The sequence below is a fragment of the Streptomyces sp. NPDC031274 genome (genome assembly GCF_055570235.1).
Genome location: NZ_JBVIHP010000025.1, coordinates 1 through 24,660 on the forward strand (window position 1 = coordinate 1; position 24,660 = coordinate 24,660).

General features: G+C 70.4%; 23 protein-coding genes and 1 pseudogene. 14 read left to right on the forward strand and 10 right to left on the reverse strand.

Translation table 11 applies throughout. The features are described 5' to 3' along the window. Positions 1 to 85: 85 nt before the first annotated feature. The 4 genes and pseudogenes from ACZ5CR_RS32690 to ACZ5CR_RS32705 form a co-directional block, all read left to right on the forward strand. Positions 86 to 883 (forward strand): annotated as a pseudogene (locus ACZ5CR_RS32690) (exo-beta-N-acetylmuramidase NamZ family protein); the annotation flags it as partial. A gap of 119 nt (positions 884 to 1,002) precedes the next feature. Then, a complete protein-coding gene (locus ACZ5CR_RS32695) occupies positions 1,003 to 2,343 on the forward strand; it encodes an erythromycin esterase family protein (protein WP_468864163.1) in 1,341 nt (446 codons plus the stop codon). A gap of 59 nt (positions 2,344 to 2,402) precedes the next feature. Next, on the forward strand, positions 2,403 to 3,749 hold the full coding sequence (locus ACZ5CR_RS32700) for an MFS transporter (protein WP_468864165.1): 1,347 nt from the start codon (positions 2,403 to 2,405) through the stop codon (positions 3,747 to 3,749). A 53-nt stretch (positions 3,750 to 3,802) separates the two neighbouring features. Continuing rightward, the gene (locus ACZ5CR_RS32705; protein WP_468864167.1) at positions 3,803 to 5,074 is read left to right on the forward strand and encodes a serine-threonine protein kinase; all 1,272 of its coding nucleotides are present in this window, start codon (positions 3,803 to 3,805) and stop codon (positions 5,072 to 5,074) included. A 21-nt stretch (positions 5,075 to 5,095) separates the two neighbouring features. Here the strand turns inward: ACZ5CR_RS32705 and ACZ5CR_RS32710 are convergent, their stop codons facing one another. Beyond that, positions 5,096 to 7,918, reverse strand: a complete 2,823-nt coding sequence (locus tag ACZ5CR_RS32710; protein WP_468864169.1) for a penicillin acylase family protein — start codon at positions 7,916 to 7,918, stop codon at positions 5,096 to 5,098. A gap of 238 nt (positions 7,919 to 8,156) precedes the next feature. Here ACZ5CR_RS32710 and ACZ5CR_RS32715 point away from each other — a divergent pair, with 238 nt between their 5' ends. Beyond that, complete coding sequence (locus tag ACZ5CR_RS32715; RefSeq protein WP_468864171.1) at positions 8,157 to 8,765, forward strand: hypothetical protein; 609 nt, start codon at positions 8,157 to 8,159, stop codon at positions 8,763 to 8,765. A gap of 4 nt (positions 8,766 to 8,769) precedes the next feature. Here ACZ5CR_RS32715 and ACZ5CR_RS32720 read toward each other — a convergent pair whose 3' ends face one another. Next, entirely contained in the window at positions 8,770 to 9,294 is a 525-nt protein-coding gene (locus ACZ5CR_RS32720) for a hypothetical protein (protein ID WP_468864173.1), read from the reverse strand. Between the two features lie 40 nt (positions 9,295 to 9,334). Between ACZ5CR_RS32720 and ACZ5CR_RS32725 the strand changes: the two genes are divergently transcribed. Next, positions 9,335 to 10,057, forward strand: a complete 723-nt coding sequence (locus ACZ5CR_RS32725) for a 3-keto-5-aminohexanoate cleavage protein (RefSeq protein WP_468864175.1) — start codon at positions 9,335 to 9,337, stop codon at positions 10,055 to 10,057. Between the two features lie 232 nt (positions 10,058 to 10,289). On the opposite strand, the gene ACZ5CR_RS32730 is transcribed toward ACZ5CR_RS32725, so the two are convergent. Then, on the reverse strand, positions 10,290 to 10,871 hold the full coding sequence (locus ACZ5CR_RS32730) for a helix-turn-helix domain-containing protein (protein ID WP_468864177.1): 582 nt from the start codon (positions 10,869 to 10,871) through the stop codon (positions 10,290 to 10,292). A gap of 83 nt (positions 10,872 to 10,954) precedes the next feature. Here ACZ5CR_RS32730 and ACZ5CR_RS32735 point away from each other — a divergent pair, with 83 nt between their 5' ends. Next, positions 10,955 to 12,118, forward strand: coding sequence for an aryl-sulfate sulfotransferase (locus ACZ5CR_RS32735; protein ID WP_468864179.1), 1,164 nt, complete (start codon positions 10,955 to 10,957; stop codon positions 12,116 to 12,118). Between the two features lie 4 nt (positions 12,119 to 12,122). Next, positions 12,123 to 13,469 carry a uracil-xanthine permease family protein gene (locus ACZ5CR_RS32740; RefSeq protein ID WP_468864181.1) on the forward strand — a complete coding sequence of 449 codons (1,347 nt, stop codon included), beginning with the start codon at positions 12,123 to 12,125 and terminating at the stop codon, positions 13,467 to 13,469. Here the strand turns inward: ACZ5CR_RS32740 and soxR are convergent. Then, on the reverse strand, positions 13,426 to 13,893 hold the full coding sequence (soxR, locus tag ACZ5CR_RS32745) for a redox-sensitive transcriptional activator SoxR (RefSeq protein WP_468864184.1): 468 nt from the start codon (positions 13,891 to 13,893) through the stop codon (positions 13,426 to 13,428). The genes ACZ5CR_RS32740 and soxR overlap by 44 nt on opposite strands. A gap of 116 nt (positions 13,894 to 14,009) precedes the next feature. On the opposite strand from soxR, the gene ACZ5CR_RS32750 reads away from it, so the two are divergent. Then, entirely contained in the window at positions 14,010 to 14,474 is a 465-nt protein-coding gene (locus ACZ5CR_RS32750; RefSeq protein ID WP_468864186.1) for a MaoC family dehydratase, read from the forward strand. Positions 14,475 to 14,505: 31 nt separating this feature from the next. Here ACZ5CR_RS32750 and ACZ5CR_RS32755 read toward each other — a convergent pair whose 3' ends face one another. The 3 genes from ACZ5CR_RS32755 to ACZ5CR_RS32765 form a co-directional block, all read right to left on the reverse strand. Then, positions 14,506 to 15,138, reverse strand: a complete 633-nt coding sequence (locus ACZ5CR_RS32755; protein ID WP_468864188.1) for a TetR/AcrR family transcriptional regulator — start codon at positions 15,136 to 15,138, stop codon at positions 14,506 to 14,508. Between the two features lie 70 nt (positions 15,139 to 15,208). Further along, on the reverse strand, positions 15,209 to 15,499 hold the full coding sequence (locus ACZ5CR_RS32760) for a YiaA/YiaB family inner membrane protein (protein WP_249590892.1): 291 nt from the start codon (positions 15,497 to 15,499) through the stop codon (positions 15,209 to 15,211). A 110-nt stretch (positions 15,500 to 15,609) separates the two neighbouring features. After that, positions 15,610 to 16,761 carry an acyl-CoA dehydrogenase family protein gene (locus ACZ5CR_RS32765; RefSeq protein ID WP_468864190.1) on the reverse strand — a complete coding sequence of 384 codons (1,152 nt, stop codon included), beginning with the start codon at positions 16,759 to 16,761 and terminating at the stop codon, positions 15,610 to 15,612. Positions 16,762 to 16,848: 87 nt separating this feature from the next. On the opposite strand from ACZ5CR_RS32765, the gene ACZ5CR_RS32770 reads away from it, so the two are divergent. The 3 genes from ACZ5CR_RS32770 (at position 16,849) to ACZ5CR_RS32780 (ending at position 19,410) form a co-directional block, all read left to right on the forward strand. Further along, a complete protein-coding gene (locus ACZ5CR_RS32770) occupies positions 16,849 to 17,508 on the forward strand; it encodes a TetR/AcrR family transcriptional regulator (protein WP_468864192.1) in 660 nt (219 codons plus the stop codon). A gap of 43 nt (positions 17,509 to 17,551) precedes the next feature. Further along, positions 17,552 to 18,271, forward strand: a complete 720-nt coding sequence (locus ACZ5CR_RS32775; protein WP_468864195.1) for an ArsR/SmtB family transcription factor — start codon at positions 17,552 to 17,554, stop codon at positions 18,269 to 18,271. Between the two features lie 98 nt (positions 18,272 to 18,369). After that, positions 18,370 to 19,410: an urea transporter gene (locus tag ACZ5CR_RS32780; protein ID WP_468864197.1), complete on the forward strand. Its 1,041-nt coding sequence runs from the start codon at positions 18,370 to 18,372 to the stop codon at positions 19,408 to 19,410. Here the strand turns inward: ACZ5CR_RS32780 and ACZ5CR_RS32785 are convergent. The 3 genes from ACZ5CR_RS32785 to ACZ5CR_RS32795 all read right to left on the reverse strand — a co-directional run bounded on the left by ACZ5CR_RS32785 (position 19,376) and on the right by ACZ5CR_RS32795 (position 22,104). Then, positions 19,376 to 19,531 (reverse strand): hypothetical protein, encoded by a 156-nt coding sequence (locus tag ACZ5CR_RS32785; protein WP_468864199.1) that lies wholly within the window; start codon positions 19,529 to 19,531, stop codon positions 19,376 to 19,378. The two genes, ACZ5CR_RS32780 and ACZ5CR_RS32785, sit on opposite strands and share 35 nt — an antisense overlap. 39 nt (positions 19,532 to 19,570) lie before the next feature. Next, positions 19,571 to 20,653 (reverse strand): Zn-dependent alcohol dehydrogenase, encoded by a 1,083-nt coding sequence (locus tag ACZ5CR_RS32790; protein ID WP_468864202.1) that lies wholly within the window; start codon positions 20,651 to 20,653, stop codon positions 19,571 to 19,573. 62 nt (positions 20,654 to 20,715) lie between these two features. Further along, a complete protein-coding gene (locus tag ACZ5CR_RS32795) occupies positions 20,716 to 22,104 on the reverse strand; it encodes an aldehyde dehydrogenase family protein (protein ID WP_468864204.1) in 1,389 nt (462 codons plus the stop codon). Between the two features lie 414 nt (positions 22,105 to 22,518). Here ACZ5CR_RS32795 and ACZ5CR_RS32800 point away from each other — a divergent pair, with 414 nt between their 5' ends. After that, positions 22,519 to 23,733 (forward strand): S8 family peptidase, encoded by a 1,215-nt coding sequence (locus ACZ5CR_RS32800; RefSeq protein WP_468864207.1) that lies wholly within the window; start codon positions 22,519 to 22,521, stop codon positions 23,731 to 23,733. A gap of 274 nt (positions 23,734 to 24,007) precedes the next feature. Further along, complete coding sequence (locus tag ACZ5CR_RS32805; protein WP_468864210.1) at positions 24,008 to 24,586, forward strand: dienelactone hydrolase family protein; 579 nt, start codon at positions 24,008 to 24,010, stop codon at positions 24,584 to 24,586. Positions 24,587 to 24,660: the final 74 nt, after the last annotated feature.

Consider the following 24,660-nt stretch of genomic DNA (forward strand, 5'->3'; position numbering starts at 1 on the left):
GACCCGAGGGGTCTGCTTGAGCCGTGTGCGCTGCGAGGCGCACGCACGGTTCTGAGGGGGCTGGAGCCCAGCAATGGGCTCCGGCTACCCGACCATCTGGACGCTCTTCGACTGCATGGAGTCGGCCGAGCTCGCGGGCAAGCGGTTCGTGGTCCTCGACCGGCCGAATCCGGTGACGGGGCGCGCCGCGCAGGGGCCCGTCCTGCACAAGGAGTTCGCGACGTTCGTCGGCCGGCAGCCGATAGCGCAGGCGCACGGGATGACGGTGACGGAGCTCGCGCTGCTGTTCAACGGCGAGTTCCTGGAGCGCCCGGCCCACCTGGAGACCGTACGGATGACGGGGTGGCAGCGCTCGGACTTCTACGACGCCTCCGAGCTCCCGTGGGTGCCACCGAGCCCGAACATGCCCACGCCCGACACCGCCCTGGTCTACAGCGGCACCTGCCTCTTCGAGGGCACGAACCTCTCCGAGGGGCGCGGCACCACCCGCCCCTTCGAACTGCTCGGCGCGGAGGGCATCGACCGGAAGTGGGCCGCCGCCGCCAATGACGTGGGCCTGCGCGGGGTGCACTTCAGGGAGGCCTACTTCGCGCCGACGTTCTCCAAGTTCCAGGGCAGGACGATCGGCGGCGTCCAGCTCCACGTGCACGACCGCGACGCGTTCGACCCGGTGCGCACCGGCATCGCGCTCCTGGTGACCGCCAAGAAGGTGTGGAGCGGTTTCGCCTGGCGCTCCGACAACTGGATCGACAAGCTGACGGGCTCGACGCGGGTCCGCACCATGATCGACGCGGGCGCGGGCACGGACGAGGTGGTGGCCGCCTGGCAGGAGGACCTCGCGCGCTTCCGTGCCGTGCGGAGGCGGTACCTGCGCTATCCGTGAGGGACTCCCCCAGGGGGAAATCCCCACCCGCGAGAGGGGTGCCTGCTGGATGGCAGGCGCCCCCGGCGGACCGGGATCGTGATCTTCAGCTCCGTACACCCGAGTTGAGGAGATCCCGCATGACACGGACGGCACGCCGCACGGTTCCCCTGGTACTGGCCGGCACGCTCGGCCTCGGGGCGCTGGTGGCTCCCCAAGCGGCCCAGGCGGACCAGGCGGCCCAGGCAAGGCCCGTGGACCCGGTCCCGGCGATCGAGCGCGCGGCCCACCCGCTGCGTTCGACCGACCCGGGCGGCTCCACGAAGGACCTGCGGGCGATGGGCCGGATGGTGGGTGACGCCAAAGTGGTGGGGCTGGGAGAGGCCACCCATGGTTCGCACGAGTTCTTCACGATGAAGGACCGCGTGTTCCGCTATCTCGTGGAGGAGAAGGGGTTCACCACCTTCACCCAGGAGGTCAGCTGGACGACGGGTCTGCGCTTCGACGCGTACGTCCACGGGGGCGCGTCAGACGTGCGCGAGCTCGTCCACAAGGAGCTGGCGAAGACGCCCTGGGACACCGAGGAGTACGTCGATCTCCTGACATGGATGCGCGCGTACAACGACAAGCACCCAGGCCGCCAAGTGCGCTTCATGGGCGACGACCTCAACTACCCGGAGCTCGGGCATGAGCTGTTCGACGGGGTGGAGGAGTACGTCCGCGCGAACGACCCCGATCTGCTGCCGAGGATCACCGAGCTGTACGCGCCGATCCGCCGTCTCGCGGACGGGGACGCGTACATGGCCAGACCGCTGGAGGAGCGACGGAAGCTGGCGGGGAAGGCGCGGGAGGCACTGAAGCTCCTGAAGGATCTCCAACCCCGCTCGAACGACCGGGAGTTCACCTTCGTGCTCCATCACGCCCGGTCCATCTCACAGACCGCCACGATCTACGCCTTCCCCTTCGACACTCCCGAGGGGATCAAGGACGGCATGCTCTACCGCGACCGCCTGATGGCACAGAACACCGCCTGGTGGCAGCGGCGCACCGGCGAAAAGGTGCTTCTGTCGGCCCACAACGCCCATGTGGGGTACGAGAGTTACGACCCCCGGTACCCGAAGATGCAGGGCGCCTTCCTGCGCGACAGGCTCGGTGAGCGGTACGTCAGCATCGGGTTCACCTTCGACCGGGGGTCGCTCATGGCGCAGAGCGCGGACTCCGAGGTGTGGAAGCCCCGCTCCGTGGGCGCGGCCACCCGCGGCATGAACGAGTACACGCTCGACAAGGTGCGCCACGACGACTATTTCCTCGACCTGCGGACCGCCCCCGCGGCCGCAAGGAAGTGGCTGGGCAAGGGCCGACTCACCCAGAGCATCGGGACGGCGTTCCCGGACGGACCCCACAAGATCCGGCTCGCGCCCACGCACGACATCCTCATCCATCTGCACCGCGTCACCGCAGCTCACCGCCAGTCTCAATGATCGAGACGAGCCGTTCGAGGTATTGACTGGTCCCTACATCCACCGTGAGAGTGCCGCTCGTGCACAGCGATGCGATCTCACCAGACAAGCCCCCGCAGGACGCCGCCCCGCAGCCGGACGCCGCCCCCCGGCCGGACGGAAGCTCCGAGAGCCTGCGCCGGGTGGCCGTGGCGTCGTTCATCGGGACGGCCATCGAGTTCTACGACTTCTACATCTACGGCACGGCGGCCGCGCTCGTCCTGAACGAGGCGTTCTTCCCGACCCTGGACCCGGTCAACGCCACCCTCGCCTCGTTCTCCACCTACGCGGTGGCGTTCGCGGCCCGGCCCATCGGCTCCGTGGTCTTCGGTCACTTCGGCGACCGGGTCGGGCGCAAGTCGGTGCTGGTGGCCTCGCTGCTGCTGATGGGCCTCTCGACGGCGCTCGTCGGGCTTCTGCCCGGTTACGGCACGCTGGGGATCTGGGCGCCGATCCTACTGATCCTGCTGCGCTTCCTGCAAGGCATCGGGCTCGGCGGCGAGTGGGGCGGGGCCGCGCTGCTGGCGGTGGAGCACGCGCCGAAGAAGAAGCGCGGTCTCTACGCGGCCTTCCCCCAACTCGGCCCGTCCGTCGGGTTCTTCGCGGCGACCGGTGTCTTCTGGCTGCTCTCCGCCGTCCTGTCCGACGACGCGTTCCGGTCCTGGGGCTGGCGCGTGCCGTTCCTGCTCTCCTTCCTCCTCGTCGGCGTCGGACTCTTCGTCCGTATGCGCATCAGCGAGACGCCGGTCTTCGCGAAGGTCATGGACGCGCAGGAGGCGAGCAAGGTCCCGACGCTGGACGTGCTGCGGCGCTATCCGCGCGAACTGCTGCTCGGCGCGGGCGGGATGATCGTCGCGTACGGCCTCTTCTACACGGCGACGACGTACTGCCTCGCCTACTCCACCGGCACCCTGGGCGTCTCCCGCAACACCATGCTGGGCCTCTCGCTGGTCGCCTGCCTCTTCCTCGCGGCCGGTACGTGGCTTGCGGCGACCCGCTCCGACGGCGCCGGCCGCCGCAAGCTGATCATCGTGGGCGCCGGGCTCGCGGTGGTCTGGGGCCTGGTGCTCTTCCCGCTCCTCGACACCGAGCAGCCGGTGCTCATGGCGCTCGCGATCGGCGGCGCGCTGTTCTGCATGGGCGTGGTGTACGGGCCGATGGGCGCGTATCTGCCGGAGCTGTTCGGTACGAACGTGCGCTACTCGGGCGCCTCGCTCGCCTACAACCTGGGCGGCGTGCTGGGCGGCGCGGTCTCCCCTCTGGTGGCGACGCGGCTCCAGTCAGCGTTCGGCTCCTCGTCGGTGGGCTGGTACGTGAGCGCGATGGCGGTCGTCTCCCTGGTGTGTGTTCTCGCGCTGCCGGAAACGCGCGAGCGTGAGCTGGCGTAGCTTCCCCTGCGAGACATCTGGTCAGTACACCGGGGCCGCGCGACGATGGTCGTGTGGAGCCCTACTGGGAACTGACCTTCGACGCCGACGGGGACGTCGACACCACGCAGCGCGACCGCCTCATCGCCGAGGTGCCACGTGAGCGCGTCACCGATCTCCTCGTCCTCGCGCACGGCTGGAACAACGACCACGCCATGGCAACCGACCTCTACCGGCGCTTCTTCACGCCGTGCCAGGAGCTCGCGGGACCGCACGCACGGCTGGGGTACGTGGGCGTGTTCTGGCCCGCCATCCGCTTCCCCGACGAGCGGATCCCGGACTTCGAGCCCTCGGTCACGGCCACCGGGACGGGGCCGCCGCCGGGCGCGGGGCCCCTGCTCGACGAGCCGACCATGCGCCTCCTGGCCGGCACCTTCCCCGGCCACGACGCCGAACTCGAACGCATCGGCGCCCTGTTGGCGGAGCGCTCAGAGGTGCGGTCGCGCCTCTACGAGTACGGACGCCTCGTGCGCGACCTCGTAGCCGTGCACCAGAACAGCGCCGCCCACCGCTTCGCCGACGACACCTGGACGGGCGTGCCCGCCATGCTGACCGACGACGCGGTCGAGGTCTGCCAGATGTTCGCCGCGGCGATGGAGGGCACAGGGCAGCAGGAACTCTTCGGCAGCCTGCGCAAACGGCTCTGGAACGGGGCGCACGAACTCCTGCGCCAGGCCAGTTACTACGCCATGAAACGCCGGGCGGGATCGGTCGGCCAGCTGGGTCTCGGCCCCGCTATCGGACTGCTCGCCCGTGAGGCGCCGGACGTACGGGTGCATCTCATCGGGCACAGCTTCGGCGCGCGCCTCGTGGCGTACGCGCTGCGCGGCATGCCCGCGTCGGTGCGCACCGTGAAGTCCACCACGCTGCTCCAAGGGGCCTTCTCGCACTACGCGTTCTCCAAACGGCTTCCGCACGCTCCCTCACGCGGTGGCGCGCTGGGCGGGATGCAGCGGCGGATCGACGGGCCCCTGGTCGCCTGCTACTCCCGCCACGACGACTCCCTGGGCAAGATCTATCCCCTGGCGTCGAAGCTGGCCGGTGACTCCTCGACCTTCCTCGGCATCTGGGAGCGCTGGGGCGCCATCGGGTACGACGGCATCCGGGCGGTGGACGGCGCCAAGCGCGTCAAGCTGGGCCGGGCGATCCCCGCCAAGGGGTGTGTGAGCGTCGACGCCTCGGCGGTGGTGCGGCGGGGCGGTCCGCCCTCCGGCGCGCACAGCGACATCTGCCACGAGGAACTGGCGCGTGTCGTGTTCGCCGCAGGGCGGATCCCCAGGACGTGACTTCTCCTCTGCCGGCGGTGGCTAGCGGTGCTTGGGGAACTCCACGACCTGCTGGTACGTGGGCCGGTTCTGCCACTGGATCGGCCCGTGCGTGATGCCGCCGAGCGCCCGGTGGATGACCGAGTCCGCGCACCACTGGTCGCCCGCCGAGCAGCTCGCGTCGCCGGGGTAGACCTCGGTCGCGGGCTTGGCGGCTGCCTGCGTGAGGGTGGTCAGGAGCGCGTCACGGCAGGCGTCCAGCTTCCCCTCGCCGCAGTACTTCTCGCCGAGCTCGCCCTTCACCGGCTCGTTGAGCACCGCGCGCAGATCCTTGTCCGCGAAGCCCCACCAGCCGTACTGGAAGGCCGATCCGGCATGCGCCCCGGTCGGACCGTGCCCGGCGGAGGGTGACTCGTCGGTGCCGAGCTGCGCCGTCAGCGCGTCGTAAAGATCCTTGCCCATGCCCGGCTTGAACTCGGCCTCGACAAGCAGGGGCCACCAGGCGTCCATGACGCGTACGGCGTCGGCGTGTGCGTACGTCTTGGAGCCCGCCGCCGTCTGGTTGCGCTGCGCCCCGGCCTTCTGCCACGCCTCCAGCTGCTGTACCGCCTTGGCCTGCTGTGGGTCGGTGACGGGCTTGCTCCGCACCACCTTGAGCAGCTCGGGAAGCACCTGTTCGCCGCGCAGGTCGGTGACCGCGGCCTGAGACATGGCCTGGGTCAGCGATGCCCGCGTGACGCCGCCCTTCTCGGTGAGCTTCTTCACCCGCCCGTCGAGCAGGTCGCCGCGGTGCACGGCGCTGAGGCCGAAGCCCGCCGTGCTGAAGTCCTTGGCCTGTTTGTTGTTCCAGGAGATGTAGTAGTCCTGGTTGACGGACTGCGGGTGCTCAGCGGGCGGGGTCTGCTTCGAGGTGTTGTTCTCCGGGTCGAAGTCCTGCCATTCGTTGGCCTGTTGGGCCTTGACGGGCAGGGCGGGGTCGATGTCCTTGGCGCGCTCCGGGTTGGCGCCGCTGTTGTAGTACGCGGTGTCGCGCGAGTCGGCGTAGAACCAGTTGAAGGCGTAGCTGATGCTCTGGGCGGCCTTCTTGAAGGTCGACGCGTCCTTGACGTACGTCGGGTCGTTGAGCATCTGGAAGCCGATGATCGAGTCGGCCTCGTGGCGGTAGGTGGAGCGCAGCGAGACGTACGCGACCGGTTTGCCCTCGACGCTCGCGCGGTGCGTCACGACGCCGTACTTCGTGCGGAACACCTGCATGCGGTAGGAGCCCGCCGCCGTGGAGTCGGCGACGGTCGGCTTCCAGGCGTTCTTGCGCTCCAGCTTCTCCATGGGCGTGCAGGTGCCGTGGTGGAGGTAGTGGGTGGACTGCTTGGTGGGCGCGGCGCCGCCCGGTTCGCACAGCTCGACGGCGTACGTGTCCGTGATGTCCTGCCCGGCGGACGTGGCCGACCAGGCGTAGTCCTGGCCGCGCCCCAGCTGGACGTACATGCCGACGCCCGCGAAGGAGACACCGCGTGCGCTGATGCCAGGGCCCTGGAGCTCCTGCTGCATGAGGAGCTGGGGGGCGAAGTAGCCGGTCTGCGGGCCGAAGACGGCGACCGGGTTGCCGCTCGCGGTGTGCTTCGCGGAGACGACGAGCGCGTTCGACATGCCCTTCTTCTGGCCGTCCTTCTTGAACAGGTCGGCGGGCAGCACACCGTCGTCGTACATCCCCTGGAGCGGTTTGAGCCTCTTGGGCGCCTTCACCGGGTCCTTGCGGGCCTTGGACGTGGCCGTGGCGCCGCCCTCACGGTCGAAGACGAGCTGTTCGCGCTCGACCGAACCGGGGTCGGGCAGCGCGGTGCCGCGCGCGTTCGCGGGCTTGCCCGCGTACGGGAAGCTCGTGCCGTCGTGGATGGTCTGGACGGCCTCGGGGTCGTTGCGGGCGCGGAAGGACTCCCAGACCTTCGTGCCCTTCTCGACGCCGTACTTCTCCTGTGACGTGAGCAGGGAGAGGGCCGCGTCGACCTCTCCGCCGCCGCCGTTGCCGAAGAGCCCGCCGACGACGGACGCGAGCGCGATCATGTCGGTGATCTTGAAGGGCGCGATCTCGCCGATGTTGGTGATCGCGTCGATCTTGCCGGTCAGGACGTACTCGCCCGGGAAGTAGCGGCCGTTCTTGGACTTCACGCGGTAGGCGTTGAGCCCGTCGATGTAGGCCTGGGCGTCCTCCATGGCCTGCTTGCCGCGCTCGCCCTGGCTCGTCCTGATGTACTCGACCTGCTTCTCCAGGTCCTTCTCCTCGTACGGGGCCTGTGGCCAGAACTGTTGCTCAAGACCCTGGTTCGCGAGCGCGCCGCCCGCGAACGAGGTCAGCTCGCCGCGGCCGATGTGCCGGAAGAGGTCGATGAGCCAGAGCCGGTCCTGCCCGGCCGCGAAGCCCGCGCCGAACTCGGTGCCGTAACGCGTGCTGCCCTTGATGTGCGGGATGCCGTACTTCTTGTCCCGGGTGATCGTCACGTCGTCGCGCGGCTTGGTGACGGAGGCGGCCTGACCGTCGCGGACACCGAAGGAGGCGTCGTTGAAGAACTCCGTCAGCTTGTCGTCGGTGAGCGACGGATAGCCGGAGGAGAGCTTGTCGTACGGCCCCAACTGGTCTTCCGCATGTGCGGGTTGCGTGCCGAAGACGCGGTGACTGAGTATCTCGGCGAGTGTGGCGTTGCCGTTCGCGCCGGGCGGAAGGACGTCCGCGCACTGCCCCTCGCAGTAGTCGGTGGCCGGTGGGGGCTCGTCGGCGGCCGAACCCGGCTGCGGCGTGAGGAGGGACGCGGCGAGTGCTAGTGCCGCGCTGGCGGTGAGGGTTCTGAGCCGGACGATGCGTCGTCGCATGTGTGCTCCTCTGGGCTCCGCTTGTGCTCCTGTGGGGAGAAGGTGAGGCGGAGGTTACTGGCGGGTTGCCGATCCCGGAAGATGAACATGCGTCGCCTTTTCAAAAACAGCACATAGCTCCAGCTCACCGCCGTCTTATGTCTGCCATCGAAAATCGGATGGAAGTCGAGGGAGCCGAATCGCGTGTCGATACGTCTACTCGGCAACGTCCGAGAACGTGCGACGGAGGTGCAGGGCGATGGCCGGATTCCGGAGTCTCGCGAGACAGGTGCGTGATCCGCTGAGCGATATGGCGCTGCGACGGTACTCGCTGCGCAAGTGCCTGGAGAGGTTCGCCCCTTACGGCCACCGGGCGACCTGGGACCATCTGAGCTCCCGAGCGGGCTTCGGGCCCGAGGACCGGTCGCCCGACCCGGCGCGGCTGGTGGCCGCGCTCGATGAACTGGAAGCGGCGCGGGCGGTCTGGCTCGCCTACGAGGAGGGCTTCGCGGAGCGCCGCCGCAAGGAGAAGCACGACGGTCTTCGCCGGCCAGGCAGCGTCGACGACTGGCACCGGTGCACCTGGGGAGGGTTCGGGGTCGCCTGGTGCGACAACCCCGGCGTCCACCCCTCAGAATCACTCGCCGAGGTACTGCGCCGGCTGATCGCGGCGCTTGAGCGGGATCCGGGCACGGGCTGCCCGGTGTGCGCCCGCTCCGACCTCGTCTGGACACCCGGCCTGGCGCACGAGCCCTCAGCGGGCGCCGTCTGCACGGGCTGCGGAATAGTCGTGCCCGACCCGGTGCTCACACCCGCCGCCATGGCACGGGCGCGGGCACGACGGGAACGGCCGCTGGTCTCGGCCTGAGGCCCTAGGGCGTGGGCGTAGAGACGTCCCACTGGATGGCCAGTTTGAACTCGGCGAGCATGAGCGGCGCGGCGATCTTCACGTCGCCCGCGCCGCGTGCCGATATCTTCAGGCCGACCGGTGTCCGCGGATGCACGAACATCTGCCAGGTGTGGGTCCTGTACTGCCCGCCCCTGGTGGGCACCCAGTCGGTGGTGGCCGTCGAGTCGTACCCCGTGGAGCCGCCGAGCGGATCGCGCACGTAGCGTGCGCGGTACTCGGTGGGCCGGTCGTTCGGCTGCCAGAAGATCATCGCCGACAGGGTGCCCCAGCCGTCGTGGCTCGGCCAGATGAGCCCGGACCGGGCGTCCGGGAACCGGGACGGGGTCGTGGACCCCTTGCCGGGGTCGTGCATGTGCCACGGGTCGTACGACTCCTCGGCGTCCTGGTACGGAAACCGCACGAGGTGGTAGCCGTCGCTGTCGTACGTGATCTTCTGTGGCCCCGTCCGGGCGGCGTCCCACTTCAACGAACAGATGGCGATTCCCATCGGCCCTCCCCCTGTGTGTCGTCGTCTGTGCTGTGCTGTGGTGATGCAGGTATGTGTGAACGGCGCCCGCGGCGCGGGCGATGGCGCGCTGATTCCCATGTCGCCCGATGCGATGGCCGAGTCCGTGGCCCAGGCCGTGGCGGCGGGCGCCAGGGATGTTCATGTACACCCCAAGTCCCCTTGTGGGCAAGACACGTTGGCGCCGCGTGCGGTTGCGGCCACGCTGGAAGCGGTCCGCGCCGTGGCCTCCGTACCCGTCGGGGTGACCACGGGTTCCTGGGCCGAACCGGACCCGGGCAAGCGGGTGGCGGACATCCGCGCGTGGACGGTCCTTCCCGACCACGCGTCGGTCAACTGGCACGAGCCGGGCGCGGAGGCGGTGGCCGGGGCGCTGCTCGACCGGGGCGTGGGCGTCGAGGCGGGCATCTGGTCGGGGACGGACGGCGGGGAACGCTTCGCCGCGTCCGCGCTCGGCCCCCGGGTCCTGCGGGTCCTCGCGGAGGTGACGGACCCGGACCCCGGCACGGCCCGCGACTCGGCCCGGGCTCTCCTCGCCGTGCTGGGCGAGGCACACGGTCGCCCCGTACTCCTGCACGGGGAGGAGGGCGGCACATGGCCGGTACTGCGCCTCTCGGGGCGCCTGGGGCTCGCGACGCGCATCGGCCTGGAGGACACGCTGGTCCTGCCGGACGGCGAACGGGCTTCTTCCAACGCGCAGTTGGTCACGGCGGCGCTCTCCGTGCTGAGCACGCTGCCCCAGTAGGGCCTGCGCCGGGAAAAGCCCGGAAGGTCCCGAAAGGTCCCGGAAGGGCCGGGACGAAAGAGCGGGCGTGACGCTACCAGCCACATATTCGATCGCTCCAGCGCTTTGTCGTCGGCACAGTTGGCGACACTGCGCTCCGGAGCCGTAGCAGGCAGCGCCCACCGGTGCACAGCGAGGACGGACATACCTGCGCGGCCCCGCCACCACGACGGACCCGCACCGCACCGGCGGCTCAGCCGCCCCCCGCGTCCGTCACCCGTACCCCGTCCGCGATCCCCACCACCAGCACCCGCGTGCCCTCCTCCAACGGACGCCACCGGTGCGGCAGTTCGGCCGCGCAGTACAGCGTGTCGCCTCGGTCCAGGCGGTACACCGATCCGTCCGCCTCCACCTCGGCCGAGCCGTCAGCGACGTACAGGATCTCGTCGCCCCGGTGGCGGTACTCGCGGCCCCAGTCGTGGTCCCCGGTGAACTCCAGCGCGTGCAGCCGCTGATGCCCCCGGACCAGCGGTCGCATCCGCGCCTCGCGCGCGCCCTCCCCCTCGCTCACGGACGCCGACCCCCCGCGCACCACATCCACCGGGCGCGGCGGATCCGCGGAGGCCAGGAGCTGGACGGCCGTGGTGTCCAGGGCGTCGGCGATGCGCTGGAGGGATCCCATGCTGGGGCGGGAGCGGCCGTTCTCCACCTGGCTGAGGAAGGGCGCCGACACCCCCGCCCGCGCCGCCACATCGGCCAGCGTCAGATCCAGGGCGCGGCGGAGCCTGCGGATCCCGGGACCGATCTGCGGGACGTCCGCATCACTCGTACCCATGTCGCGAAGCCTATCTCCTGGGTTAACGTCTTCGGCACTGCTTAATAAACTTAAGCAACGGAGACTACGAGAGGACGCCCCCCATGACCCCCGTGACCCCCGTGGACCAGAATCAGCGCCGCCGCCGCGGCACCGGCCTGATGGCCCTGGACGAGGACGCCAGTTACGGCGGCTACACCCTCTTCGCCCCGCTCACCGGCGGCGGCGAGGTCTATCTGATCGACGCCCACGGCGAGATCGCCCACCGGTGGGACCTCCCGCACCGCCCGGGCCGCCACGCCCGGATCCTGCCGAACGGGAACCTCGCCTACAACGGCGTACTCCCCGACGAGCCCGCGCTCTTCCCCATGTGGCACAAGTACCGCGGCGGGATCATGCAGGAGATCGCCCCGGACGGCACGGTCCTGCGCGAGCACCGCGACCGCTTCCAGCACCACGACGCCCACCACTACGGCGACGGGCGGATTCTCTACACCGCCCTGGAGCCCCTGACCGGCGCGGAAGCCGAGGCCGTACGCGGCGGCGTACCCGGATCCGAGGCCGCTTCCGAAGAGACCGACGGCGCGACCGTGTGGGCGGACACCATCGTCGAGGTGGACGCCGAGGGGAACACCACCTGGGAGTGGAAGGTCTCCGAGCGGCTCGGCCGCGCGGACTTCCCGCTCCACCCGGACTACGCCCGCGAGCACTACCCGCTGATCAACAGCGTCCTGCCGACCAGTGACGGCAACATCCTCGCCAGCTTCCGCTCGGTCTCCGCCGTCGTCGTCATATCCCGCGAGACCGGCGACATCATCTGGCGCTCCGAACCCGGCGTCGTCTCCCAGCAGCACTGCCCCACCGAGCTGGAGAACGGCAACTTCCTCGTCTTCGACAACGGCGTGTTCCGGCCGCACTGGGACGTGCCGTTCAGCCGGGTCGTGGAGATCGAGCGGACGAGCGGCAAGGTCGTCTGGGAGTACCACGACCCGGCCCGCGAGTCGTTCTTCGCGCCCTTCATGGGCAGCGCCCAGCGCCTGCCGAACGGCAACACCCTGGTCACCGACTCCCCCGCGGGCCGTCTCTTCGAGGTCACCGCGGACGGCTATCTGTGCTGGGAGTACATCGTGCCGTTCTTCGGCGGCTACGAGGAGGAAGAGGTCCGCAAGCTCTTCCCGTCCGAGCCGAACGCCGTGTTCCGCGCCTACCGCTACGCCGCGTCCGAACTGCCCTGGCTCACCCCGGCGCCCGCACCGGCGAAGGGCTGAGCCCGTGGTGGCCGCCGTCGACGAACGCCTTCCCCTGCCGCGCCTGGCACCGCTCGCCCTCCAGCACCTGCTCGCCGGGGTCGCGGCTCCCGTCTCCTCGGTGATCCTGATCGGCACGACACTGCGCCTGACCACCGGTCAGACCGCCTCGCTGCTCAGCGCCACCCTGGTCCTGTGCGGCATCGGGGCACTGCTCCAGTCCCTGGGGGTGCGGGCGCTGCGCGTCGGCGCCAGGCTGCCGTTCCTGATGCTGCCGGGCGGGGCCGCGGTGGCGATCTTCCTACAGATCGGGAAGGAGTACGGGGCCGCCACGGCGTCCGGCTCCGTACTGATCGCCGCCGTGTTCCTGATCTGCGTACTGCCCTTCTACGGAAGGGTGGTGCGGCTGTTCCCGCCGCTCGTGATGGGGACGACGGTCGTCCTGATCGGCATCAACATGATCAAGGTGACCGCGCCGATGGTGGCGTCGGGCCCCGGCGTCGGCTTCGCGACGCTCGGCGTGATCGCGGTCCTCTTCCTCGTCCTGCGCGGCGTATGGCGGCAGATGGCGGTGCTCTTCGGCCTCGCGGGCGGCACGCTCGTCGCGCTCCTGCTCGGCACGGACATCCATCTCGCGTCGGGCGCCGCGTTCGCCCTGCCGGACCCGTTCCCCTACGGCACCCCGCACTTCGACCTGCTCGCCGCGATCCCGCTGCTCGTCTTCTCGCTCGCCTCGCTCGCCGAGGCCACCGGGCAGACGGTGCTCAACAGCGAGGCGGTCGGCCGCACCCCGGACGCGGGCCGGGACGTGCCGCGCATCGCCCGCGCCGACGCCCTCGTCTCACTGGGCGCGGGCGTCTTCGGTACGTCCCTGATGGTGACCAGCGCCGAGAACATCGGCATCGTCCAACTGACGCGCGTACGCAGCCGGTTCGTCACGGCGGGCGCGGGCGTACTGCTCGTCGTCTGCGGCCTCCTGACACCGCTGACCCGGCTGCTCGCCGCCATCCCCGAGCCGGTGGTGGGCGCCGCGGGCCTGGTGATCTACGCGGTGATCGCCGTCCTCGGGTTCAGCATGCTGTCCCGGGTCGACCTCACACACGGCTCCGACAGCGTGGTGGTCGCCCTGGCCCTGGTCGTGGGGCTGCTGCCGGTGATGACCCCCGAGCTGTACGCGCCGCTGCCGTCCTGGGCGCACACGATCCTCGGCAGCGGAGTGGCGGCGGGCGCGCTCGCCGCGGTGCTCCTGAGCCTGGCCTTCCGCCATCTGGGGCCGAAGGAACGGACCGAGGCCACGACCGACGTCACGACCGGGGCCACGGCCGACGTCACGACCGGGAGCGGCGGTCCACCAACAGACGGGAGCCGGTGAGGCGTTCGCCGAAGACGTCGTCCGGGTTGGAGAGCACGCAGTTCTCCAGGGAGAGACAGCCGCAGCCGATGCAGTCCGTGAGGTGATCGCGCAGACGGCCCAACTGTGCGATCCGATCGTCCAGTTCGGAGCGCCAGGTCTCCGAGAGGCGCGCCCAGTCCTCGCGGGTGGGAGTGCGCTCCTCGGGGAGCGAGTCGAGCGCCTGGCGGATCGTGGCGAGCGGAATGCCGACGCGCTGGGCGGCACGGATGAAGGCGACGCGGCGCAGCGCGTCACGGTGGTAGCGGCGCTGGTTGCCCGACGTGCGGCGGCTGGAGATCAGGCCCTTGGCCTCGTAGAAGTGCAGGGCGGACACGGCTGCGCCGCTGCGGGCCGAGAGCTGGCCGACCGTGAGCTCGTGGATCTTCTCTGGGATCTGGGGCACCCCTCACACCCTAATGGCAGGTCCGTCACCCTCCGCCGACCGGTCCGTTGACACACGTCGGCGCACACCGCATGCTGAGCAAGCGCTTAGTTCAATACTTTGAGGAGGCCAGGGACATGGCAGAGCCGAGGATCTTCGCGTCGGCCGACGACCTGCGTGCCGGAGTCGGCGAGCAGCTCGGACACAGCGATTGGCTCGAGGTCGACCAGAAGCGGATCGACCTGTTCGCCGACGCCACGGGCGACCACCAGTGGATCCACGTGGACGCGGAGAAGGCGGCGCAGGGCCCCTTCAAGACGACCATCGCGCACGGCTATCTGACGCTTTCGCTGCTGCCGAGCCTGGTGCCGCAGGTCATGCGGGTCGAGGGCATGAAGATGGGTGTCAACTACGGCACCAACAAGGTCCGCTTCCCCTCGCCGGTGCCCTCGGGCTCCCGGGTGCGGGCGACCGCCGTGCTCACGGAGGTCGAGCAGACCAAGGACGGCGGCGTGCAGATCACGGCCAAGGTCACCGTCGAGCGCGAGGGCAGCGACAAGCCCGCCTGCGTCGCCGAGTCGGTCTCCCGCTACTACTTCTGAGCCGCTTCGGCAGCCTCGGAAGCCGAGGAGCTCAGGAGGCCTGCTCCCGGGCCCCCACCATCCGCAGCACGAGGTCGGCGTAGAGCGCGCCGACCTCGTCGGGCGTCCGCTGTCCCGCGACGTTGAACCAGCGGGCCACGTCGATGCAGAGCGAGAGCACCGCCAGCGTGGTGCCGGGCACGTCGGGGACGTCGAACTCCCCGGCCCGCACCCCTTCGTTGATCATGTCCCGCACGGCGGCGTCCGACTGGCGGCGCAGCGCGATGATCTCCGTGCGGTGCTCGTCGCCGAGCGCGTCCAGCTCGTACTGGACCACGCGTGCGGTGGTGTGGTGGTCGGCGTGCCAGCGGACGAAGGAGCGTACGGCGTCGGCGAGCCGCTGTGCCGCGCTGCCGGGACCGTCGGCCGCGGTGCGCAGGACCCGCAGGGCCTTGTCGTGGCCGATCCTGCTGATGCGGTGGAGCAGCTCTTCCTTGGTCTTGTAGTGGATGTAGAGCGCCGCCGGGCTCATGCCGGCGCGCCCGGCGATGTCCCGGGTCGTCGTCGCGTGGTAGCCACGCTCGGCGAAGGCCTCGACGGCGGCGATCAGCAGCCGCCGTGCCGCATCAGGCGTGACCTCGCCCCATGGCAGGTCCTCGCCCTCGGTCTGCTCCGCCGTGCTCATCGTCCACGCTCCTTCCGCCCGTCGGGAGGACACCATACCCCTGACGGTGAGCAAGCGCTTAGGATGCCGGTCAGGCCACCGGCTTGAACGGGTCGTGTTCGGCGAGGATCTTCTCCAGACGGGCCTGGTCGACGCGGCTGACGAGCTGGTCCGCCTCCTGCCGGTCCCGGATCACCTTGGCGAGGGTGAACGCGGACGTCGTCAGGTACAGGACGGAAATGGCGAGGAAGGCGCGGATCCAGCCGCTGACGTCGAGGCTGTAGATGCCGACCGCCGTCGCGCCGAGCGCCACGGCGAACGACGCGACCGCCTGGCCGTAGTAGGCGGTGGTGCTCTGCTGCTTGACCGGTGTCTCACTCATGATCAGAGTCTCGCCCGGGAGCGGCCACGGCACATCCGCTCCCGTACTCAGCTCCCGTACTCAGAACGCGCCTTCAGAATGCGCGTTCCGAGTACGGAGCTGAGTGCGCGTCAGAACGCCGAGACCCCGGTCAGCGCCCGCCCGATGACCAGCTTCTGGATCTGGCTCGTGCCTTCGTAGAGCGTCATCACGCGGGCGTCGCGCAGCAGCTTGCCCGCCGGGTACTCGTCGATGTAGCCGTAGCCGCCGAAGACCTGGAGCGCGTTGTTGGCGGCGCGCACGGCGGCCTCGGACGCGAACAGCTTGGCCTTGGACGACTCCGTGGTGAAGGGCTGCCCGCGGTCGATGAGGTCGGCGACCCGCCAGGTCAGCAGGCGTGCGGCGTCCACGTCCACCGCGATGTCGCTGATCAGCTCCTGCACCAGCTGGTGCCCCGCGATGGACTTGCCGAACTGCTCGCGCTCACTCGCGTACGTCACCGCCGCGTCGAGGGCGGCCTGGGCGATGCCCACGCATCCGGCGGCGACCGACATCCGCCCCTTGGCCAGTGCCGACATGGCGACGGAGAAGCCCTTGCCCTCGGGCGCCATCATGGCCGACGCCGGGACGCGGACGTCCTGAAGGACGAGCTCGGCGGTGGCCTGGCCGCGCAGGCCGAGCTTGCCGTGGATGGTGCGGCGGCTGAGGCCGGGGGCGTCGGCCGGCACGAGGAAGGCCGAGACGCCCTTGTGCCCGGGGGCGTCGTTCGTCCGCGCGAAGAGCAGCACGACATCGGCCCAGCTGCCGTTCGTGATGAACATCTTGGAGCCGTTGATGACGTAGTCGTCGCCGTCGCGCACGGCCTTCGTCGAGAGGTTCCCCGCGTCGGACCCGGTGCCCGGCTCGGTGAGCCCGAAGCAGCCGACGTACTCACCGGAGGTGAGCCCCGGCAGCCACTGCCGCTTCTGCTCCTCGCTCCCCCAGTACGCGATGGTCTTGGCCACGAGCCCCAGGGAGACCGACACGATGCCGCGCACGGACGAGTCGCCGCGCCCCAGCTCCTCGGTCACCAGGCAGTAGGCGAGGTGGTCGCCGCCCGAGCCGCCGTACTCCTCGTCGACGGTGAGCCCGAGAAAGCCGACCTCGCCGAGCTTCTTCACGATTCCGCGGTCCACGCTCTCGGCGCGGTCCCACTCGATGACGTGCGGGGCGATCTCGCGGGCCACGAAGTCCTTGGCCAGCTGCCGTACGGCGGACTGCTCCTCGCTGAGCTCCAGATTCATCGCGGGGCACCTCTTCGGATCGACTCTTGGGACCACGTTCGGGTCAGATTTAAATTAGCACTGCTAGTTTCTCGCGGCAGCCCTACTATGTGCCGCATGGCCCGACCGCGCAAGCCCCTCCTCAGCAGAGATCGCATCGTCGAGACGGCGCGCGCGCTCGTGGACGCCGAGGGCCTCGCCGCCGTCTCGACGCGCCGCCTCGCCGCCGAGCTCGGGGTCAGCGGACCTTCGCTCTACAACCACTTCCGCACGAAGGACGAGATCCTGGAGGCGGTCGCGGACTCGGTGAGCGCACAGGTCGACCTGTCGATGTTCGAGGCCGCCGACGAGCGCGACTGGCGCACGGCACTGCACGACTGGGCCGTCTCCTACCGCGCGGCGCTCACTCTGCACCCCAACATCGTTCCGGTGCTCGCCTCGGGACCCGGCCGCCGCCCGGCAGGGCTGCGGCTCGCGGACGCGGTGTTCGGGGCGATGGTCGACGCGGGCTGGCCCGCGGCGCAGGCCACCTCGATCGGCGCGCTGATGCGCTACTTCATCATGGGCTCGGCGCTCGGCTCCTTCGCCGGTGGCTTCGTGGACGACCGGACCGCGTACGACCCGGCCGACTATCCGCACCTGGGCCAGGCGCACCTCCTGGCCGACCGCCAGCAGGAGGTCGACGAGCGGGCCTTCGAGACGGGCCTCCGGGCGCTGCTCGACGGTCTCGCGCTCCAGTACCCGCAGGTGGCGGCGCCCGCCGGATGACCGTTCGGCGCGCGCCGAACGGTTCCCGGCGCATCCTTGGGCCATGACGGACCCCGCGACACCCCGCCTCGCCTCGCTCGCCGGGCTCATCGCCGACGAGACGCGCGCCGCCTGCCTGCTCGCGCTCCTCGACGGCCGGGCCTGGACCGCGGGCGAGCTGGCGCGACACGCGGGGGTCGCCGCGTCGACGCTGAGCGAGCACCTCGGGAAGCTGGTCGCGGGCGGGCTGCTCGCCGAGGAGCGGCAGGGCCGCCACCGCTACGTCCGCATCGCCGACGCGCGGGTGGCACAGCTGATCGAGGACCTGACCGCGTACGCGCGCCCCGGCGGGGCCTCGGTCCGGCCGCCGCGCACGCTGCGGGAGTCGAGCGCGAGCGGGGCGATGGCGCGGGGGCGCACCTGTTACGACCATCTGGCGGGCCGTCTGGGGATCACGATCACCCGGGCGATGACGGAGCGCGGGCTGCTGCGGCAGGACACGGGGTTCGCTCTGACTGACGAGGGGATCGGCTGGTTCGGGGAGCTGGGCATCGGCCTTGAGCACACCGGCAGGCGCCCGCTGGCCCGCGCCTGCCTCGACTGGACGGAGCGCAGGCCGCATCTGGCGGGGGTCGCGGGCGCGGCACTGTGCCGCCACGCGCTGGACGCCGGGTGGTGCGTGCGGATCGGTTCGCAGCGGGCGGTCAAGGTGACGCCGACGGGGGCCCGGGCGCTGGAGACGCACCTCGGCATCACCGCCGGTATCGCCGCGCCCCATAAATAGATGTAAGGTGCATTCGTCTTGCCGGGCGAAACATGGACGTAACACGGGAGCGAGCCGTGCGGCACTCAACGGATGCCAAGAGCCAGCCACTTGGGGCCTTGTCCTTCGCCACCCACGTCCTGCGCGGCCAGGCGCAGGTCACCTTCCTGCCGAGCGCGGCGGCGGGTGCCCTCTTCTGCGTGGCGCTCTTCGCCGCGGGCTGGGAGTACGGCATCTACGGCCTGGCGGGAACGGCCGTCGGTACGGCCACCGCGCGGCTGCTCGGGGCGGCGCACGACCGCGTCTCGACGGGCCTCGAAGGCTTCAACGCCTGCCTGACCGCCCTGTGCTTCGCCGTGTTCCTCGGCGCCGGGCACCTGTCCACGGCCGCACTCGCCCTCGCGGGCTGTGTGGTGGTCACGGTCGTGACGGCGGCGGCGGTCAACGTCCTCGCCGCCTGGGACCTGCCCTCGCTCACCCTCCCGTACTGCCTGCTCGCGAGCGCGATGACCATCGCGGCGCCCGGCTTCGAGCGCGTCTGGCACCACGGGGACGCCCTGGCCGCGCTGACGCGCGCGGCGACGGGCCCGACCTCGCTCCAACCCGCCGACCTGGCCAAGGCGTTCTTCGCCGACTTCGCCCAGATCTTCTTCATGCCGCAGTGGTACGTCGGTGCGGTGCTGCTCGTGGGCCTCTTCGTCGCGAGCCGCCGCGCGGGGGCCGTCGCGTGCCTCGGCAGCGCGGTCGGGATCTGTTCGGCATGGGCGCTCGGGGCACCGGCCGCGCAGATCGCGGACGGCACGATGGGATACAACTCGGTGCTCGTCGCGCTCGCGCTCTGCGGCGTCTTCCTTCCCGCGCGGGGTGCGACGCTCGCGTACGCGATCGTGGGCGCCGCCACGGCGACCGCCGTCAGCTCGGCGATATCGGCGCTCCTCGCGCCGTCCGGCGGGCACACGTTCACCTGGCCGTTCGTCCTGACGACGCTCGCGTTCCTGGCGGCGGCCAAGTCCTTCTCACGGCTGCGTACGACGGCTCCGGCGCCGTCGGACGTGACGGAGCCGGAGCCGGAGCCGGGCGTACCGTCTGCGGCTGCTGCCGCTGCTGCCGCCGCCACGGCTGCGGTCAGCGAGAACTCGCCCGCCACGCAAGCATCTTGACCTTGACGGAGATCGGGGCGATCGCGGCGAGGCCGCCGATGCCTTGGTCGCCGCCATCACCGGCCGTGCCGAGTTCGCCGAGTTCGTACTCAAACGCCGGACGGTCTGGAGTATCGAGCATCCAGCCCGTCCGGCGTTTGAGTACATCTCGCAGCGGCCCCTAGAACACCACCAGCGCCCGACCCCCCTTACCCGCGACCATGTTCTCGAAGGCCGCCGGGATGCCGTCCAGGGCGATGCGATCGGTCACCAGGCCGCTCAGGTCGAAGCGCCCGGCGCGGATGTGGTCCGCCAGGACAGGCAGGTCCACCGCGGGGTCGGAGTTCCCGTACACGCACCCCGAGAGCGTCCGGCCCCAGTGGAAGATCTCCAGGGCGTTGAAGGCGACCTGCTGGTCCTTGCCGCCGATGCCGACCACCGTCGTACGCCCGCCGCGCCGCGTGGACTCCCAGGCCGCACGGATCGTCACCGCACGCCCCACGCACTCCACCGCCACGTCCACGCCCTGACCACCCGTCAGCTTGCGGATGTCCTTCGCGGTCTTCTCCGAGGCGACCACGTACTCCGTCGCACCGGACGACCGCGCCAACTCCTCCTTCTCCGGGGACACATCGACCGCGATGATCTGCGAGGCACCGGCGATCCGGGCCGCCTGCAGCGTCGCGAGGCCCACTCCCCCGACGCCGAAGACCGCCACCGTCTCGCCCTCGCGGACCTTCGCGGAGTGGTGCACGGCGCCGTACCCGGTGAGCACGGCGCAGCCCAGGAGCGCCGCGTCCGTCAGCGGGACACCGGCCGGGGACGGCAGTACGCAGTTGCCCGCCACCACCGTCTCCTCCGCGAACGCGGCGACGTTCAGGCCGGGATGGAGGTCGGCGCCGTCCGAGGTGCGGTGGGCGTACACATCGGCCGCACCGGCCAGCGCGTTCACGCACAGCCACACCTCGCCGAGCGAGCAGGCATGACAACTCCCGCAGGCAGGAGCCCAGTTGAGAACCACCTCGTCGCCCGGCGCGACGTGCGTGATCCCCTCGCCCACGGACACCACCGTCCCCGCGCCCTCGTGCCCGAGCACGGCGGGTACGGGCACCCGCATCGTGCCGTTGGTCAGGGACAGGTCGGAATGGCAGACCCCGGCGGCGGCGAGGCGCACCCGCACCTGGCCCGGGCCCGGCTCGGGCAGGTCGATCTCGGTGATCTCCAGGGGAGAGCCGACGGCGGGCAGAACAGCGGCGCGGACCACGGTGACGTACTCCTTAGAGGGCTGGCATCAAGCTGGCATCAGAAGGCAGGAGGCAGGAGGGTTCAGAACTGGAGGGACTTCGTCTGGAGGTACTCCGCGAGCCCGTGCGGGCCCAGCTCCCGGCCGACGCCCGACTGCTTGTAACCGCCGAACGGCGCGGAAGGGTTGAAGCTGCCGCCGTTGATGTCGACCTGTCCCGTGTCCATGCGGCGTGCGAACGCGATCGCCTCCGCGTCGTCGGCCGCCCAGACCGCTCCCGCGAGCCCGTACACGGTGCCGTTCGCGATCCGCAGGGCCTCGTCCTCGTCCTCGTACCTGATGATCGAGACGACCGGGCCGAAGATCTCCTCCTGGGCGATCGTCATGTCGGGGGTGACGTCGGCGAAGACGGTCGGCTGGACGTAGTAGCCCTGCTCACGCGGCACTTCGGAGCCGCCCGCGACCACGCGGGCGCCCTCTTCGACGCCCTTGTCGATGTAACCGCGCACGCGTGCGTGCTGCTTGGCGTTGACGACGGGGCCGATGCGGGTGCCGTACTTGGCCGCGGCTTCCGCCGCGAGCGAGACCGCCTCGTCGTACCGCGCGGAGTCCACCAGCATGCGGGTCCACGCGCTGCACGTCTGGCCCGAGTTGGACATGACGTTGGCGACACCGGCCTTGACCGCCTTGGTCAGGTCGGCGCTCGGCAGGATCACGTTGGCGGACTTGCCGCCGAGCTCAAGGGCGACGCGCTTGACGGCCGCCCCCGCGGTCGCGCCGATCTGCTTGCCGACCGCGGTCGAGCCGGTGAACGAGACCAGGTCGACGCCCTCGTGCTCGGCGAGCGCCTGCCCTGCGACCGGGCCGAGCCCGGTGACCAGGTTGAAGACACCGGCGGGGATGCCCGCCTCGTGCGCGGCCTCGGCGAAGAGCTGCGCGGTGAGCGGGGTGTCCTCCGCGGGCTTCAGGACGACCGTGCAGCCCGCGGCGAGCGCGGGGGCCACCTTGTTCACGATCTGGTGGAGGGGGTAGTTCCAGGGCGTGATCGCACCGACCACACCGACCGGCTCCAGGTAGACCGTGGAGTTTCCGATCTTCTCCTCGAAGGCGTACGTCGCCGCCAGCTCGGCGTAGGAACCGGAGACCAGGATCGGTACGCCCGCGTGCACCATCTGCGAGAACGGGAGCGGGGAGCCGAGCTCCGCCGTCACCGTCTCGGCGATCTCGTCCTTGCGGGCGACCAGCTGGTCCCGGAGCGCCCCGATGAGCGCGGCCCGCTCGGCGGGCGGGGTCGCGGCCCAGGCGGGGAAGGCCTCGCGAGCGGCACCGACCGCCGCGTCGATGTCCTGCGCCGTACCGGCGGGGACCTGGCCGATCGGCTGCTCGTCGGCCGGGTTCAGGACCGTGATCGTGTCCGTGCCGACGGCGGGCCGCCAGGCGCCGCCGATGTACATGCCGTCGTGGGCCTTCATCGCACTCCTCAAGTCGTCGTCTCGTCTCAGGTGGCCGCAGGCGGTTCAGGTGGCCGTAGACAGTCGTCCCGCCCAGTCGTCCCGCCCTGTCGTCCCGCCCTGTCGTCCGTACCCCGTCCGCACCCCAAACTAGCGCTGATAGTTTTTCTCCACCAGGGGTGTCCGGGCGAGGGACATTCCCCCCGGTCCGGCATCTACCCCCCGAGGGTTTCTCCGAAGTTCGATTTCGCGCATGTGACAGACACATGTCATGACGCCAACTCCCTTGATCTACGCCCGTAGAGCCGACAGTCTGCTGTTCGCGCCGGGAGCGGAACACTCCACTCCTGGCTGTGTGTGCGATCACGTACACGCCCCCACAGTTGCGCCGCCCGACCCAGGGCGCGCGCCGCCTATGAGGAGGACTCCCTCGTAATGGCAATGCTGCGCAGCAAGAAGACTGTGATCGCCGCGGCGATCTCGACCGCCACCGCCGCCGCTCTGTTCGGTGCGGTCACCGCCCTTCCGGCCCAGGCCGCCCCCGCCGAGGGCACCGTGATCGGCTCCGGTTCGGCCGATGCCGTCAAGGGCAGCTACATCGTCACCCTGAAGAAGAACTCGGGCTTCAGCGCCGCCTCGCCCCAGGGCAAGGGCCTGATATCCGAGTACGGCGGGTCGGTGAAGAAGACCTTCAAGTCCGCACTCAAGGGCTACACCGTCGAGCTGAGCGCGGCGGAGGCGAGACAGCTGGCCGCCGACCCCGCCGTCGCCTCGGTCGAGCAGAACCAGCGGGTACAGGCCGACGCGACCCAGAGCAACGCCCCCTGGGGTCTGGACCGCATCGACCAGACGAGCCTGCCGCTGTCCGGCACCTACACCTACCCGGACACCGCGGGCTCGGGCGTCACCGCGTACGTGATCGACACCGGCGTGCGCATCACGCACTCCGAGATCAGCGGACGCGCGGTGAACGGCTACGACGCCGTGGACGGCGACAACACCGCCCAGGACGGCAACGGCCACGGCACGCACGTGGCCACCACCATTGCGGGCAAGACCTACGGCGTCGCCAAGAAGGCCAAGATCGTGGCCGTCCGCGTGCTCGACAACAACGGCTCCGGCACGACCGCCGGTGTCATCGCGGGCATCGACTGGGTGACGAGCAACCACACGGCGGGCGCCCCCGCCGTGGCCAACATGTCGCTCGGCGGCGGCGCCTCCACCACGCTGGACAACGCGGTGAAGAACTCCATCGCCGACGGCGTCAGCTACGCGGTCGCCGCGGGCAACGAGGGCGTCAACGCCTCCTCGTCGTCCCCGGCACGGGTCCCCGCGGCCATCACGGTCGGCGCCACCAGCAACACGGACGCCAAGGCCAGCTGGTCCAACTACGGCTCGGTCCTGGACATCTTCGCGCCGGGTGTCTCGATCACGGCGGGCTGGAACACCAGCGACACCGCCACGAACACCATCTCCGGCACGTCGATGGCCACTCCGCACGTCGCGGGTGCCGCGGCGGTCTACCTGGCGGGCCACACCTCGGCCACGCCGGCGCAGGTCTCCACGGCCCTGGTGAACGGAGCCACTTCGGGCAAGGTCACCAGCCCGGGCTCCGGTTCGCCGAACAAGCTGCTCAAGATCGTCCAGTAACACCAGCAGCAACCGGGTATCAGTAGTAACCAGGTACCAGCAGTGACCAAGTACCAGTAGTGACCGGGTGATACCCGAGCAGCACCCCGTTCCCCGGAGGCAGCCGGCGCCTCCGGGGAACATCCGCTCGTCAGCTCGTCAACTCGTCAGCTCACTCAGCGGCGGCCGACCGATCCGCGAGCTGATCCTGTCGGGCCGAGGTCATGGATGTCAGTGCCACGGACCATACTCATGCCGCGGCGTCACCGGGGCACCGCGGCATGAGGGGAGCAACATGTCTGAGGTTCTGGTCTTCCACCACGGGCACGGGCTGACCGCCGGTATTCGCGACTTCGCCGAGCGTCTTCGACGGGCCGGACACACCGTCCACGTACCGGACTTGTACGAGGGCCGGGTGTTCGACCGTCTCGACGAGGGCAGTGGCTATGCCGAGAAGGTCGGGTTCGACACGATCATCGCACGCGGAGCCGCCGCCGCCGAGGGCCTGCCCGCGGAGCTCGTCTACGTCGGGTTCTCGCTCGGTGTTCTGCCGGCGCAGAAGTTGGCCCAGACACGCGCTGGGGCAACGGGTGCACTGTTGCTTGAGGCGTGCGTCCCGGTCTCGGAGTTCGGTGGTTCCTGGCCGCAGGAGGTCCCAGTCTCGGTCCACGGCATGGACGCGGATCCGTTCTTCGCCGGGGAGGGCGATGTGGAGGCCGCCCGTGCGCTCATCGAGACGGCAGCGGACGCCGAGCTGTTCCTCTACCCCGGCGACAAACACCTGTTCACCGACAGCAGCCTTCCGTCCCACGACGAACACGCCGCAGAGCAGGTCAATCACCGAGTGCTCACCTTCCTCGAGCGCATCGACTAGGGGAACCAACGGCTGGGCCGGGTGGCACGCCCCGTGGCCCGCCTGATCGCCTACGCCCGGGTGCCGCTGACCCT